Source organism: Evansella sp. AB-P1 (assembly GCF_029688925.1).
In the GTDB taxonomy this organism is placed as follows: domain Bacteria; phylum Bacillota; class Bacilli; order Bacillales; family Salisediminibacteriaceae; genus Evansella.
Genome location: NZ_JARUKY010000001.1, coordinates 201689 through 218191, shown reverse-complemented (window position 1 = coordinate 218191; position 16503 = coordinate 201689). Strand labels below are relative to the sequence as shown.

Annotated in this window: 13 protein-coding genes; 7 read left to right on the top strand and 6 right to left on the bottom strand. The window is 34.9% G+C overall.

Translation table 11 applies throughout. The features are described from left to right. Nucleotides 1-441: 441 nt before the first annotated feature. The gene (locus tag QA612_RS00985; protein ID WP_278281862.1) at nt 442-3717 is read right to left on the bottom strand and encodes a DEAD/DEAH box helicase; all 3276 of its coding nucleotides are present in this window, start codon (nt 3715-3717) and stop codon (nt 442-444) included. Nucleotides 3718-4042: 325 nt separating this feature from the next. On the opposite strand from QA612_RS00985, the gene QA612_RS00980 reads away from it, so the two are divergent. From QA612_RS00980 to QA612_RS00960, 5 genes are all read left to right on the top strand, one after another. After that, a complete protein-coding gene (locus tag QA612_RS00980) occupies nt 4043-4978 on the top strand; it encodes a TraB/GumN family protein (RefSeq protein ID WP_278281861.1) in 936 nt (311 codons plus the stop codon). Between the two features lie 414 nt (nt 4979-5392). After that, a complete protein-coding gene (locus QA612_RS00975; protein ID WP_278282108.1) occupies nt 5393-6331 on the top strand; it encodes an AAA family ATPase in 939 nt (312 codons plus the stop codon). Further along, a complete protein-coding gene (locus tag QA612_RS00970; protein WP_278281860.1) occupies nt 6328-7545 on the top strand; it encodes a DUF58 domain-containing protein in 1218 nt (405 codons plus the stop codon). The genes QA612_RS00975 and QA612_RS00970 overlap by 4 nt, the downstream gene beginning before the upstream one ends. Next, nucleotides 7526-8737, top strand: coding sequence for a hypothetical protein (locus QA612_RS00965; RefSeq protein ID WP_278281859.1), 1212 nt, complete (start codon nt 7526-7528; stop codon nt 8735-8737). The genes QA612_RS00970 and QA612_RS00965 overlap by 20 nt, the downstream gene beginning before the upstream one ends. 9 nt (nt 8738-8746) lie before the next feature. Further along, a complete protein-coding gene (locus tag QA612_RS00960; RefSeq protein ID WP_278282107.1) occupies nt 8747-9220 on the top strand; it encodes a DUF3231 family protein in 474 nt (157 codons plus the stop codon). Between the two features lie 234 nt (nt 9221-9454). On the opposite strand, the gene QA612_RS00955 is transcribed toward QA612_RS00960, so the two are convergent. Together QA612_RS00955 and QA612_RS00950 are read right to left on the bottom strand one after the other, a co-directional pair. After that, nucleotides 9455-10294 (bottom strand): hypothetical protein, encoded by an 840-nt coding sequence (locus QA612_RS00955; RefSeq protein ID WP_278281858.1) that lies wholly within the window; start codon nt 10292-10294, stop codon nt 9455-9457. Nucleotides 10295-10393: 99 nt separating this feature from the next. Continuing rightward, entirely contained in the window at nt 10394-11536 is a 1143-nt protein-coding gene (locus QA612_RS00950; protein ID WP_278281857.1) for a DEAD/DEAH box helicase, read from the bottom strand. Between the two features lie 282 nt (nt 11537-11818). Between QA612_RS00950 and QA612_RS00945 the strand changes: the two genes are divergently transcribed. Next, complete coding sequence (locus tag QA612_RS00945) at nt 11819-13375, top strand: ABC-F family ATP-binding cassette domain-containing protein (protein WP_278281856.1); 1557 nt, start codon at nt 11819-11821, stop codon at nt 13373-13375. 158 nt (nt 13376-13533) lie between these two features. Further along, nucleotides 13534-14259 carry an SIMPL domain-containing protein gene (locus QA612_RS00940; protein ID WP_278281855.1) on the top strand — a complete coding sequence of 242 codons (726 nt, stop codon included), beginning with the start codon at nt 13534-13536 and terminating at the stop codon, nt 14257-14259. A gap of 117 nt (nt 14260-14376) precedes the next feature. On the opposite strand, the gene QA612_RS00935 is transcribed toward QA612_RS00940, so the two are convergent. The 3 genes from QA612_RS00935 to QA612_RS00925 form a co-directional block, all read right to left on the bottom strand. Further along, a complete protein-coding gene (locus tag QA612_RS00935) occupies nt 14377-14982 on the bottom strand; it encodes a flavin reductase family protein (protein ID WP_278281854.1) in 606 nt (201 codons plus the stop codon). Beyond that, complete coding sequence (locus tag QA612_RS00930) at nt 14982-15602, bottom strand: alpha/beta hydrolase (RefSeq protein WP_278282106.1); 621 nt, start codon at nt 15600-15602, stop codon at nt 14982-14984. Before QA612_RS00930 ends, QA612_RS00935 begins: the two co-directional genes overlap by 1 nt. A gap of 169 nt (nt 15603-15771) precedes the next feature. Then, entirely contained in the window at nt 15772-16218 is a 447-nt protein-coding gene (locus QA612_RS00925; protein ID WP_278281853.1) for a hypothetical protein, read from the bottom strand. Nucleotides 16219-16503: the final 285 nt, after the last annotated feature.

Sequence of the window (16503 nt, the reverse complement as noted above, 5' to 3'; positions counted from 1 at the left end):
TATACGATGTTGAACATCCTAATAAATGTTTCTATATGTTAACTACGCTTATTATTTATCCAATAAAAAAAGCTTATTCTTCCTACATGGAATAAGCTAAAAAATCGAAATTTTATGTTCTTATTCGTATAAAAAAGACTCCATTTTTGTAATTTATATACAATATGAAGTTACATGCAATTCTTTTAACTTTTCTACTCTACCACACTTTGCCAGCAAATGATAGTTTTTTTTAAAATCCAAGCTTAAAGCCATTATAATTAAGGGATAGGAAGCTTCTTTTGAGCTGTCACATAAAGATTCTTTTGCTTCATAAAACGACTGCCAAAATGTTTACACAACACAGTTCAGCAGTCGTTTTGCTTTTTCTAAATGTTAATAACGTGAAGATTTCACAGCTTACTGCACTTTTAAACTTCAGTAGTTTAATACAGCTTTAAATTAAATTTCTAATAGCTCTTCAATGTCCTCTTTACTTAAGGATGAAATCATCGTTTCTCCAGGTTGAATCACCCGATCAAGAAGCTCTCGCTTTTGCTCCTGAAGCTTATGAATTTTTTCCTCAATCGTTCCTGTTGTAATGAGCTTCGTCACTTGAACCACATTCTTTTGACCGAAGCGATATACACGGTCTGCTGCTTGTTCCTCTACTGCAGGATTCCACCATGAATCAAACAAGATTACAGTATCCCCACCCGTTAAGTTTAGTCCGGTTCCACCAGCTTTCAAAGAGATGAGGAAGAGATTTTTTTCACCATTATTAAACCTTTCAGCTAGATCGACCCGTTCTCGCGAAGGTGTGGAACCGTCTAGGTAATGATAGTCCCATCCCGACACCTTTAAGCGTTCTTTAATTAATCCAAGCATTTGTGTAAATTGACTAAATAAAACGATTCTTCGTCCAGATGCAATGGCCTCCTCTAAATATTCAAATAAACGTTCCATCTTACCTGAACCACCATCGTATTCCTTCATAAATAAGGATGGATGGCAGCAAATTTGCCGTAGTCTTGTTAATCCAGCAAGAATTTTCATCCGATTTTCCTGTAACGTCTGTGAATCAATGGCTTCCTTTGCATCACTACGAATGAGTCTTAATTGGGCTAAGTATACTTTCTTTTGCGTTTCTGTCAGTTCCGTATACTGAACGGACTCCATCTTATCAGGAAGCTCTGTTAGTACATCCTTTTTCAAACGTCTTAGTACAAAAGGACGAATTCTTCTTGCTATTTTCTCCTGGTCCATTGCTTTAAATGCCGCTTTATTTTTAAATAACCCTGGTAAAACAAGATCAAAAATAGCATTCAATTCATTTAAGGAGTTTTCAATTGGTGTTCCACTTAAGGCAAAAACTCGTTTTGCCTGAATTCCTTTAACTACTCTCGATGTTTTCGTCCAATCATTCTTAACGTATTGGGCCTCATCTAAGATTAATGTAGAAAATACTTCATCTTTATAAAAGTCAACATCACGTCGAATAAGTGGATACGACGTAATAACTATATCAACGTTACTCGTTTCCTCAAGAGCTTGCTTCCGTTCCTCTATGGAACCACTAACGACAGTTGCTGAAAGCTCTGGTGCAAAACGTTCTATTTCCTTTTGCCAATTGTAAACAAGACTAGATGGGCAAATGATTAACGTTTTTTCTAATAAGCCCTCTCTTTTCTGATCCACTAAATAAGTGATCATTTGCAACGTTTTCCCTAGGCCCATATCATCTGCTAAAATTCCACCAAAACCATAGTAGGACAATGTTTTCAGCCATTTGAAGCCTATTTTTTGATAATCGCGGAGAATCGGATCTAACGTTTCTGGTACGACTACATCTACTTCTTCTGGATGGAGCATTCTTTCTAGCAAGCTTCGAAGAGTCTTCCCTTTTTTTACAGCAAAATGGTTGTTTTCCGTTAATTGAAAAGCCTTCATCATAGGCACCTTTGTACGATGATGAATGTCCGATCTAGACATATCTAGCTCTTCAAGCATTCCCTTCATCTGCTGAAACTCATCATTTTCTAAATTTAAGAAGGAACCACTTGATAAGCGATAATACTTTTTATTCGCTAACAGTGCTTGTAAAATTTGATCAATCTCTTCTTCCTCAATTCCATCCATCTGAAACTCAACATCTAACAAATTTAGACGTTCATCTGCCTCTACTTTAATGGAAGGTCGATCAGGGGGATCATAAACTAAACCTTTTACTCTCGATGTAGCAAAAACATCTAACCACTGTGAAAACAGGGGTAGATCATCCATTACAAAATCTAATATTTCATCAAAGTCCTCTAAATATAACTCACGCCCATTATACTTAAAGGGAACCCTTTCTATATGAGATAGTAAGAAATATTCCTTCTCCATATCCCTTACAGTCACCCGTCCACTGAAAGGTTGTGGTGGATCAAAAGGTGAATACTGCTCCTCACCATATTGAAAGAGCAGCTCTGCAGTTAAGCGATCATCCTCATAATCTACATATAGCTTCCCCTTTAATGGTGCCATATGGATTTTTTCCCGAACATTCTCTACCACATCAACTTCTCCAACATTTTGGAGCTGTGGTAAAACAAGAGAAGCAAAATTTTCTAGCTGATCTTGAGTTATTGTCATCTCTGCTGGATGATACTTTGTCAGATGCTCAATTAACAGCTCAATCGCTTCCCCTTGGCCTTTCTCCAATTGAAAAAACTTTCCTTGGTAAAATAACACCTCGTAATCTGTACCAAAAAAACCAATTTCCTCATCATTGATCCATTTAAAATAAAACTGTCCTTCGTGCTCATCAGAGTTTCCAATTGAAAATTGTAAGGGAAGTGATCCCTCTACAATTTCAAAGCCTTTGTATTCATACCCCTCTATTTCCACAATCACATCTCTTGATTGTGATTGGAGCATTTCTAATAACTCCATTACAACTGGAGCTGGAATATCCAATGATCTCTTTTCTTCCTTACGACTTGAACGATAATAGCTAAAGGAATAGCTCCGATGATCATCACGGAGATGAAATAACCTCCAAAGCCAGCTTAAAATAGCTTCGTCTTCCTCAGAAAATATATAGTCCGCTGGATCATACGTAAAGTGCTTTGCGAATTTCAAAGTTTGTTCCCCGTGGACAACACGAAGAAACTCCTTTAAATCTTTTACAACGTATAAGCGTTGAGGACCCACTTTTACTTCAAGCTCAATAGAACCTGTGTGGTGTGAATAGAGCTTAGGTTCTAGCTTTAATATATATTCCACTCGTAAGGTTTCTCTATCATGATATGTTTCTTGTTTCTTTAAATATATTTGTTGAAAAGACTTTATAATGCTGTTTGCCTTCGTTCTTTCATAGTAATCCACTACGTTTGTCATCTCCAATTTTTCATCTGTCCAAGAAGATTCTATCGTCTCTTCCTTATTTAAGAATGATTCCCCACCATAACTTTTTATTTCAAAAAGTACTGCAACAATATGCTTACATATACCTGGATACTTCTCATAAGCAGGGCATGTACAATCATATTCCATTATCTCCCCATTTGCTTTAACAGAAACATCAATTTCATACATTGCTGATCCGTGTACAACTGCAGTGAAACTCCTACTATTATCATCAAAAAACAAATCTTCTACTTCACTTCGATAATAATAATTTTTTCCTCGCTGTAATATGGACTCATTACAAAGCTTTTTTATTTCCTTTTCCGTTATCGTATATATATCCATATGTTATCACCTAAACCCTTAAACATGACTTTTGAGAAGATCGGTTATGTAAAAAAATAAATTGAAACGTAATGCTCCTTTACCCGTAGCAATACTATGTGTAAATATTGGGAATTCCACCTATCCTTCTATCATTCTTTCATTCTAACAATGTTTCTATACTATATTAAAAGATTTCCTAAAATTAATAAAATTTTATAGTATATTTTAACAAGATTAGGGAGGAGATAACAAATATTCAGGATAGAAATTAAAGAAAAGGTAGTCTATGGTAAACTAGCTTAGTAGATTTAATTTAAACTGGTGTTAAGGGGGACTTCTATTTATGAAAAAATATTATACATTCTTTTTTACAATCCTAACGTTTCTTATCCTTATGGGATGTACAGCCACAAATGAAGCAGTAAACCAAGAAGACATCACTGACGATCCATCAAAAGGTGTTTTTTATAAATTGGAGGAGGGGAGTAATACTGTTTATTTGTTAGGCTCCATTCATATTGGAATGGATGAATTATATCCCCTTCATGAAACAATTGAAGAAGCCTTTTCAGGGGCAGATTACTTAGCAGTAGAGATTGACATGACAGAAATAAATGAAATGGAAGTTGGACAATTTATGCAGGAGATCGGTATGTACCTTGATGGGAGAACACTAAATAGCGTCGTTGGTGACGAAACCTTTGGTGAACTTGTTTCTATACTTGAACCTCATGGCTATAGTGCTGGAATACTGAATATGTTTAAGCCATTCATTGTTCAAGACTTACTTACGATGACTGCTGCATTGGAAGCTGGATATGATTCTGATGAAGGAATTGATATGTACTTTATGAACCAAGCTGTAGAAAATGATATAGAAATTATTGGATTAGAAACATATGAAGACCAATTAACTATTTCAACGATTTTATCAGAGGATACACAAGTTCAACAGCTAGAAGAGACTGTTACGAACTTTGATGAATTGAATACAGAAGTGGAAGAAATGATGAATATTTGGATAACTGGAAACATAGAGGCACTCCTTGAATTTAGAGAGGTGGATGAATCTGCTCCAGAGGATTATCACGAGTATATGTATGCACTTATGGACGAACGTGATAGAAAAATGGCAGAAAAAATTGAAGCATTTCTTTTAAGTGACAATGAAGAAACTTATTTTGTTGTTGTAGGTGCTATGCACTTAGTTGGTGATACTAGTATTGTAGGTTTACTGGAACAACAAGGATATACCGTTCAAGAAGGAATTGCATATTAGAATAATCTTTATTTTCAGGGTAGACCTCGATACAAGTGAAAAAATATGCACCATGAAGTATGAAAATTAATTTTAATCCAATTGGAATGAGTGGAATCCCACGAGACTCCCGCGGTAAAGAAGACACTGTGATTGCGGAACGTAGTGAAGCAGAGGATATGTCGCACTTATACCCTTGTGGTGAAAGCGAAGTGGGATGGAACGAATGATTAACCTAACCTTTATTTGCTAATATTGATAAGTTCGATAACAGCTATTTTCAGAGTAGCTATACCCACAAGCAAATCACAGAATATTATGATAAAATCGAAACCGAACTCTTTCGTTATTCGTAATAATAAGAGATTACACTAAGGAACTTGTTTACAAATTATCAATTTATGAGGGAGTGTAATTATGTTGAAGCAACAAGAAATGTTACATGAAATAAAAAATTCAATCAGTAAAGTGCTAGTAGGGAAAGAAAAAGTAGCTGAGCTCGTTCTAATAGCGTTATTAAGTAGAGGTCACATTTTACTAGAGGATGTACCTGGAACAGGAAAAACAATGCTAGCCAAAACGATAGCTAAGCTTATGGAAGGAAAATTTCGCAGAATCCAATTCACCCCTGATGTACTTCCAAGCGATGTTACTGGAATACATTTTTTCAACCCAAAGGAACAAGCATTTGAAATGAGACCAGGACCAGTTATGACAAATATTCTCTTAGCAGATGAAATTAATCGCGCTACCCCTCGTACACAGTCTAGTTTGTTAGAGGTTATGGAAGAAGGACAAGTGACGATAGATGGAGAAACGCTACAATTACCAAAACCTTTTATAGTTATTGCTACGCAAAACCCGATCGAATCTCAGCAAGGAACATTTGCCTTACCAGAGGCTCAAATGGATCGATTTTTGATGCAAATAAATGTAGGCTATCCCACATTTTCCGAAGAACAAGAAATGATGAAAATGTATAAAGAGCAAGAGCCAATTGAACATTTGTCATCTATTATTTCTTTAAAAGAAATTGAAGAAATGCAGGCTGAAGTTCGAAAAGTAACTATCTCTGACGTTATGGAGAACTATTTATTACGAATCGTTCATGCAACGAGGGATTCAGAATATGTTGATGTAGGAGTTAGCCCTAGGGGAACCATTGCACTAATGCACAGTATCCAAACTAGAGCCTATTTAAAGGATCGAGATTATGTCATTCCAGAGGATATTAAATTTCTAGCACCTTTCGTATTAAGTCACCGACTCGTACTAACGATGGAGAGCTCAATGAGAAGGACAAAGGAAGAGATTTTTGAAGAAATCCTAAACAGCATTGACGTTCCAGTGGAGTCAGGAGCTGTTCAAAAATGAAGCAATGGAAAAAGGAAGAGCACTTTTCCAAGCTTTATTATTTTCTTAGCTATACCCTTCCATTGATCATTATTTTAGCAATAACGCTAAATGAGCTATTCTTATATAGTATTGCCTTTCTATTTATACTTTTTATTACGTTTAATAAGCTTTATTTGAATTACATTACAAAAAATATAGTAATTCCTAATGAAGCAGTGGTTAAAAAAATGTTTATAGGAGATCAAGTGAATCTAGCTATCCCTTTTGAAAACCGGGGAAAGCTTCCTATTTTTAACGCAAAATGGCTGCTATTTTTATATGATTCTGATGAATGTGTAAAGTTACTCGAAGACGATGAAAAAAATAAATACTTGTCTAACCAAGAAAGATACTTATTTATTCCTCCAGCAACACGTCGTTATTTTACTGTACCACTTCAAGCCGAAAAAAGAGGAGTTGCACAAGTCCGTTCTATGGAGGTTGTGCTGTATGACTTCTTTAAATTGAATTTTGTCCGCTTGTCGTATGAAGGACAATACCGAGGAGAAGCAATCGTTTACCCTACACCTCAAACTATTATCGGATTAGAGAATATGATACAACAACAAAAAGGGAACAAGCCTCAACGCTATTCCTATTATGAGGATGTTATGATGACGACAGGGAATAGAGATTACACTACTGGAGATCCCTTTAATCAAATAAATTGGAAGGCATCTGCCCGTTCCCAAAGTTTACAAACAAAAATGTATGAAAAAATGACATTGTCCCAGTATACATTAGTTTTAAACATAAAAAATGAAAATCCTTATCGACAAACCTTAGAAAATTTAGAAGAAGTATTAAGCTCTGCAGCATATGCCTGTCAATTCGCTACAAAAAAGCAAATCTCCTTTGACATGTATATTAACGTAAAAATCCCAGGGTCTTCTACTGGACTATATTTACCTCTTGGCAGTGGGGAAGCTCATTTAATGAGGGCTTTGGAAATGCTAAGTCGAATTAGGAAATCAAATGTTATCGTACCAATTGAAAATACACTCTATACGATTTTTAATGGGAAAAATACCTCACCTTACATTATACATTTTGGAACTTATACGCCAGAGATAGACGAGAGTTATAGAATGTCGAACCGTAATAGATCTCATATTTATCGGATAGATAGTAGTAATGGTCAAACTCAGCTTTTTCCAGTTGGGAGGCATAGTAGTGAAACGTTGGCAAATTGAATTTATTCGTTGGTATAGCTATAGTGTTGAAATGGTGCTATTATACGTATTGCTCCTTCCACTCTATGCAATTTTAGATGGTGTACAATCCATTCTTCCTTTCCTCCTTGTTGCTATTACATCTGCAATTATTTATGGAGGTATTCTATATAAAACTCGTTCTATCGTTCTATCTGGCATTGGTATCATTGCCATAACTAGTATTGGTTACTTCATGGGAATTGATTTTTTTGTAGCACTATTTTTATCAGTCGTCATGTTTTGGCGGGCCGTCTATTACTATGAGGGCTATGATCAAGCTAATGAATTCCTTCTTTTCTTAATAACTATATTAATTGGAGCTTTTCACTACTTGTTCTTTCCAAACCCAGAAGTAAGAGCAGCAATTTTAATTGTTGTTTTTATACAATTCCTTTTAACTATGGGGCTTAAAAGTATTTCCGTTGCTTTTCATTCCACAGACAACTCTGACCAAAGAAAATATCAACTTAAATGGCTTGGAGGTATACTTGGAGTTATTGGAGGGGCATCTATCCTCCTTGGGTTTATTTTCGTTTTAGGTGAAGGCTTAATAGGCAGATTTTTTCAGCTATTAGCTATGCTAGGTGGATTAATTGCCATGCCAATATTATATTTAATCTCTTTCATAGATGTTGATTTTTGGATTCCTGAAGAATCTCAGGTTATTGATGTGACAGCTGAAGGAGAGCAGGCTGAACGTGGTATTTTTGAACTAGCAACAGAATATTCGAACATGCCATTCTCAATTATTGCAGGCATATTAATTGCAGTAGCACTATTTTTTATTTTAAGAAAGTTCAAAAGGTCAAAACAAAAAGAAGTAGATTTACAATCCTTTAGGGATGAAAGACTTTATGATGTTGATCATAAAACACCCTCCTTTTTATCCGCATTTCGAAATAGATTCACGACAAAAAATGAAGTCCGAAAGCTTTTTTATGAACTAGAAATATCATTAGCAAACGATGGATTTGGTAGAAAATTTAACCAAACTGTAGATGATTGGTTAGACGGTTTAAACATTGATGAATCGTTACGAAATCCTATTTCAAAAACATATAAAAAGGTTCGTTATGGTGATAAAGACATTGAACTCGATGAACGAACCACCTATAAGAAAGCAATTAAACAAGTAAAAAAGCAGCTAAAAAAAGAAAGACAAAAAACTTAATAATAATTTATAGAAAAAGCTTTAGAATTTCTAAAGCTTTTTTCAATTGCAGAAGCAAATGCTCTTGGAAAAGCTACAAATATGGCATTCGGTCAAGTAGCACAAGACAAAAAAGTTCAACAATTCATTTTAAGAGGAAAAGAAATGGCACATAAATATGTAGATGTATTCAATTCCATATTATTGGAAGGAGACATTTCTACCGTCAAAACATATGATGGTGAAGTTACTGACAGTACGGAGCCACCTTTTTCAGACAGACTTATGTTGTTTCATACAAACTTACTAATAACTTCTGGAATTGGCACATATGGAATGGCAATGGCTAAAAGTAATAGAAAGGATTTAGCCGTACACTACTCTAAAATTTTGGCAGAGGTTTCTTCTTACGCTTTAGATGGTGCCAAACTCCTTATAAAAAATGGCTGGATGGAACAGCCACCAATGGCAGCAGATAGAGACAATTTAGCTAATAAAAAGTAATCGTTACGGGATTTTTTCACCTATAGTGCGTGTTCAAAAGGAGGATAAAAATAGCCGAGTCGGCTAAAGTCACAACGTCCTGTTGCAACGCCGACACTAGCACGTCCTGTGCGTCGAAAGATCAAGGCGGCGTAGCTTTGAGTACCGCAGCGTATGCGTTTAATACGTGAGGAACGGAAAAGCAAGCCAACGCAGAGATTCGACAGATGTTTTTCCCGGACTTTATGAACATCCTCATATAGTTTTCTTTCTACTATCATCCTGATAAAATTGGTTAATTCCTTTTCCGAATACAATGAGGAAAGCGTGTAATGGGAAAAATGTCCATAACCAATTTTTTACCTTAAGGACTTTAAAGTTTATTAATAGCATATCAATTGTCACTAGGAGAATAAGAAAATAAAAATTAGTCATAAATGACTTCCTAAAGGAGTTAATTGTATAGAGAACTGATAATATTAGTGTATAAAGTGGTGTAACGATAAAATGCTCTCTTAAATCAACTTTCTTAAAGCCAAAACGAACAAACTTTTTAACAACATAAAAGTATAAAGTATTGATATGGATTACAACAAATGCCAAATAAATGGAGATCGTTGTGAATGGACGAGACCCTATTCGTAATTTTTTATACCAAAAGTCAACGATATAAAAATACACCGGGATTAAAAAACCTGTATAAAACGTTTTCCACCATAAATTATTGTGAATTTTCAAATGGAGAAAAACCCTTTCTACAATGACTAAATAAGTAGTAAATAACCCTTTCCAAACAAAACCTAATCTAAATATAGTTATGAATATTGCTGATATGGGGACATATACAGCCTGCGATAAGATAGCACCAAAGACATTATCTAGGTGAGTATCCTTGAAAATTTTTGGAGAATAAACATATGACCTAAATAGATTTAATACAAAATATTCAAAAATATAAGCCATTCCAATACTACTAATTAATAGTCGTACTGTATTCTTGAAGCCACGCTTATATATGGTGAATAGTAATAAGAAAATATGGACTAGCAAAATAAATAGAAAAGGAAAGCTTTTTTTGTTTAGTTTATAAAACATTACAAGCCCCCCTAAAGAATAATGTTCATTTTATTTTGGTTTTATCATAAAACCTTTATTCGTATTATGAACATTTATTTAAAAGGGAGGCTTGTTTATTCATTTACTAGTGGTATAGTTTAAATTTCCTTTGTAGAAATTTTTCTCTTGAAGATTTATATTAAGCTTTTTGCTTAATTTTAATAGTATTGATGCTTCACGACTTGTGACGATAGAAATGACAGTTCCTTTCTTTCCTGCCCGTCCCGTTCTTCCAGCTCGATGGGTATACTGCTCCATATCTTTAGGGACATCAAGCTGAATAACATGTGTTAAACCTTTAATGTCTAATCCCCGTGATGCCACATCGGTGGCCAATAAAAGGGGATAATTCCCTTGTCGAAAACCTTTGATAGCATTTTCTCTTTCCTGTTTTGTCGTGTCACCATGAAGAACAGCCAATGATTTCCCTTGATACGAAAGCTTTGCAGAAAATGTTTCAATTTGGTCCGTATTATTCGAAAAAGCTAATCCTTGAAAGTTTTCTAAATTCATCAATTTCTTTAATGTTGAAATCTTATCTCTTTCTTCACAAACAATGTACGCGTGCTCTAAGTTTTCTCCCCGTAAAACATCCTCGTTTATTCGAATTACTTCTGGGCTATTCATTCTTTCATATGCCTTACTTTCAACCCCTTTACTTAAAGTTGCAGAAAAAACAACAATCTGTCGGTCTTTTAAAGTTGACTTTATAATTAGGTCTACCTCTTTAATATGCTCTGAAGAAAAAAGCTGATCTCCTTCATCAAACACTAGTGTTTTTACTTCGTGAACCTTAAGCTTTTTAGACTGAATTAATTCAACAATTCGTCCTGGAGTTCCAACTATAATCTGAGGCTTTTTCTTTAATTTATCTAACTGTCGCTTTACGTTAGCTCCACCAATAAGGGATATGCGGTCTATTCCACTACCTTCAGACCATATTCGAATTTCCTCCAAAATCTGCATTACTAATTCACGAGAAGATGCTAAAATAATAGCTTGAGCATCTTTTTTCTGTGGATCTATTTTCTGAAGTATGGGAAGTAGATATGCTAAGGTTTTCCCTGTCCCTGTAGGAGACTCTCCAATGAGATCCATCCCTTCTAGTATTTTAGGAACAGTCTCATATTGAATCGTCGTAGGCTTGGTAAATTTTGATTTATCCCAAGCCTCTTGTAAAAATGGCTTTAAACTAGGTATGATAGACCATGTATTGTTCATTTATAACTAACTCCTTTTTTATTGTCTTTTTATTTTCAGAATACCCTGTAATAGCAATTACTTAAAATAAAGGCCAGTAAATATAGTATCAATAATGTTTAAGGAATAAAAGGCAGCAACTCCTGTGACGAGCAGAGGTTATTTAATACACTGATTTTATCTCACTTTAGTTACATGATGCAAAATTGTGTTAGGAACAAAGCTATCAAAGGATGAACAAATGTTAGTCAATCAATCTTTTTTTAAGATAAATTTACGTGGTAAAGGTGTGTGTATATAGAAATGAGTATTTTAACAGTAAAAAATTTAAGTCATGGCTTTGGTGATAGAGCAATTTTTAATGATGTTTCCTTTCGTCTTTTAAAAGGAGAACACATTGGATTAATTGGTGCAAATGGCGAAGGGAAATCTACCTTTATGAATATTGTAACTCGTCAGCTAGAACCAGATGCCGGGAAAATTGAATGGGCTAAAAATGTTCGTATCGGTTTTCTTGATCAGCATACAGTTTTAGAAAAAGGACAAACCATTCGTGACGTATTGAAGGGCGCCTTTCAATATTTATTTGATTTAGAATCAAACATGAATGGAATGTATGAAAAGATGGGTGAGGTTGGGCCTGAAGAAATGGAGAAGCTACTGGAAGAGGTAGGAACTATCCAGGACATGCTCACGAATAATGATTTTTACACCATTGATGCTAAAGTGGAAGAAGTTGCTCGGGGACTAGGGCTAGATGAGATTGGATTAGAACGGGATGTAAATGACTTAAGTGGTGGTCAACGAACAAAAATATTATTAGCAAAGCTATTACTTGAAAAACCAGATATTTTACTATTAGACGAACCTACAAACTATTTAGATGAACAACATATAGAATGGTTAAAGCGTTATTTGCAGGAGTATGAAAACGCATTTATTTTAATCTCCCACGATATTCCTTTTTTAAATAGTGTAATTAATTTAATTTATCATATGGAAAATCAAGAGTTAAATCGCTATGTTGGAGATTACGATCACTTTATGCATGTTTATGAGGTGAAAAAACAGCAGCTTGAGTCAGCTTATAAAAAACAACAACAGGAAATTTCAGAGCTTAAGGATTTTGTGGCTAGAAATAAAGCTCGTGTGGCTACACGTAACATGGCAATGTCTCGCCAAAAGAAATTAGATAAAATGGATGTCATTGAATTGGCAAAGGAAAAACCAAAGCCAGAATTTCACTTTAAGAAGGCACGAACACCTAGTAAAACCATATTTGAAGCGAAAGATCTTGTTATTGGTTACGATGAAGCCTTATCACAGCCTTTAAATCTACGTATGGAACGTGGACAAAAAATCGCTTTGGTTGGTGCAAATGGTATTGGTAAAACGACCTTACTACGAAGTTTAATTGGAGAAATTACTCCTTTAAGCGGTAAAGTAGAACGTGGAGAATTTTTGGAGATTGGTTATTTTGAACAAGAAATAAAAGTAGATAACCAAAATACATGTATTGAAGAAGTCTGGAGTGAATTCCCAAGCTTAAATCAAGCAGAGGTTCGATCAGCTTTAGCAAAGTGCGGTCTCATGACAAAGCACATTGAGAGTAAGGTTTCCGTCCTCAGTGGTGGGGAAAAAGCAAAGGTACGTTTGTGTAAGTTAATGAATAACGAAACAAATGTCCTTGTCCTAGATGAACCTACAAACCATTTAGATGTAGATGCGAAGGAAGAATTAAAACGAGCATTAAAAGAATATACTGGAAGCATCCTACTAATTAGTCATGAACCTGAATTCTATAACGATGTCGTAACAGACATATGGAATGGAGAAAGCTGGACAACAAAAGTATTCTAAAAATTGTCAGAGACCTGGTTCCGAACAATTTTGTGACTTTATCACAAAATGTTCACGAACCAGGTCTCGTAATATTTTGTGAACATGTTGGAACGGTGGATAAGTAATCGGAATATAGTGGAGAAACTAACACTGTGATGAAGAGGAGGTTCCTTCCTATGTATGGTTCAACAGTAGGTAACATTTCAAGCCCCACAATTAATGAATCATCCTATTCTACAAACGTAAGTAAACATCAATTTGATAATGAACTAGGAGAGGTAAAGGTTTTTGGAGAAGGAGTCATTACGGTCCAGCCCAATCAAGCTACAATTATCTTAGGTGTTACCCTTGAAGAGCAATCCCTTCAAAGGGGACAGCAATTAAATAGTGAACGAATATCTCACATTAAACAAGCACTTTCTGATCTTGGTATACCACCTAATGATATACAAACCTCTGATTACCGCATTGATATTAATTATGATTATATAGATGGGAAACAAGAATTTAGAGGATTTCGCATATCACACCTCTTAACCATAACAACAAATTCAACAAATCAAGTTGGTATGATCGTAGACACAGCAGTAAAGGCAGGAGCTAATACAGTGAGAAATCTCGCTTTTTCATTGACTTCTCATTCTAGAGATGAGCTATATAGACAAGCAATAACTGCAGCTACAAACAACGGTCTAGAAAAAGCTAGGGTCATAGCTAGTTCTCAAAACCTCCACCTTCACTATCCACCTAAAAAAATTGTGGAATGGGTTGATCACCACCCAATCATCCCTTTTCACGAAACGGTTCTTTCCCAAAGTGAAGTATCTTCCACACCTATTCAACCAGGAACAATTAAAGTGGTTTCAAAAGTGGAAATGACATACGCTTACAGCTTGAATTAAAAGAAATACAAGTTTAAAAAGTTCAGAGACATGGTCTAGTACAATTTTGTGACAAGTTCACAAAATATTCCATAACCATGTCTCTGACATTTCCGTGAAAGTTTAGGATAAATTATTTTATTCCGGTCGTTCTAACGAGAAAATTTCCCCAAGCTTCATGTAATCTTTCCCTGATAATCGTCCGATTGGCTTCATTTCCGATACGTCAATTTTCCCATCGTTGTACACATTTTCAGCAACATGATATTGTACTACTCTTCCTACGATAAAATCCGTTGCTGTCTCTCCTTCTTCAAACGTTAAGTGCTTCTCAAGCTTACATTCGAATCTAACAGGAGCTTCCTTTAAACCCGGTACCTTCACTAGGTCACTCTTTACTGGTGTAAGCCCAACCTTTTCAATTTCACTCTCATTCGGAGGAAGATTCATAGCCGTATCGTTCACTGCCTTCACATTCAGCTCATCCGTAATATGAACAACAAATTCCCCTTGCTCTAAAATATTTCTAGCTGTATCCTTTTTCTCCGTCCCTTTCCTACCAATTGAAATAGAAATCAACGGTGGTTCTGAAGAAACAACATTAAAAAAACTAAAGGGAGCACCATTTAGAACTCCATCTTTATTTATAGAAGTCACAAAAGCGATAGGGCGGGGTAAAATTGCCCCAGCTAATAAGCCATAATTCTCTCGCTTACTAAGTGACTTAGGATCAATTGATTTCATTAAGAATCCTCTCCCTTCACCTTTTTCTTAAACCAAACAGATGCTTGTTCAACCTCTTCTCTCGTTAATTGATGCCCCATATTCGTCCAAAAAACCTCAACAGATGCACCAACTCCACTTAAATCCTTTTCTAAATCTACCGCTTCTTGAGCTGAACAAATAGGATCATTTTTTCCTGCACCGATAAAAACAGGTATCCCCTTTAATGATGGTAAATTAATTCCTCTAAGAGGGACCATGGGATGTAACAGTGCCGCACCATTTAAAGCATTCTCATAATGATATAGAATGCTACCAGCAATATTAGCACCGTTAGAATAACCAACTGCTACAACTTTACTTCGATCAAAACCATATTTTCTAGCAGCATCATCTAAAAAATCCTTTAATTCCTTTGTACGAAAGATGAGGTCCTCCTCATCAAAAACCCCCTCAGCTAGTCTTCTAAAAAAACGGTTCATTCCATTCTCATTCACATTTCCTCTCACGCTTAGGACAGATGCATCAGGATCTATCATGCCCGCCAATGGCATCAAATCATTCTCATCTCCACCTGTTCCATGTAAAAGTAAAAGAGTCCACTCGTTGCCTTCTTTCCCTTTTTCAAAAATATGCTCCATTGTCATATGCTTTTCCTCCCTTTTATAATAAAAACCGTTTAGTCACTATACAAAAGTAAGTAATACAACTTCCATTTTAAACGTTTCCATTACATAGTTCAAAATATTGATATTCCTTATAAGGATAGTCAATGAGAAAACAAGCATATAGTTTTAACAAAATGCTGCTTTAAAATAACCTCTCAATTGTTTGACGTATCGTTTCTACATGTTGAAGATATAAACGAGTATAAGAAACAAACAGTATTACAGCACCTAAAATATTTATCATTTGTAGAATTTCAATTTTGGACTTTGGATACAAGGTCATTTCTTTTTTCACTAAAAGAATGAGAAAAAATATACAAAAAGATAAACTTAAAGCAACTGTTAATGCTGTATTTCGTAATTGATCTATCTCGCTAGCAACGATGTAAACAGAAAGTTCATCTACTTCACTTCTATCAAAAACATAATTGGTAGGAGTTAAAACCCCTTCCTGGACGACAATCTGGTCCTCCATCATTTCATAAGAAAAGCTATATGGATAAATATCAAAAAAATAAACAATAGAAATAAAGACAATGGAAATAATAAAGTATGTAATTGACATAATAAAACCACGATTGTTCTTCACATTTTTTCCCGTTGAAATTGCTATCACCCCATTGCAATAATTAAAACAAATATTAGGCTCTCTATCAAATTTATGTAACTCGTCTAAAATACATCTACTTAAATTACATAGTTACATACCCTTTCACACATTTATTTGACATATTTTTAATTTTTCATTTTACACTAATGCTCTTCAAATGGTAAACTTCAGGTAAATAATAGTATATTTTGGAGTAATTTGTCCTTTTCACTTCTATTTTTAAAAAAGTACATAGTCGTAATATATAATAATTAACCTTGTTGA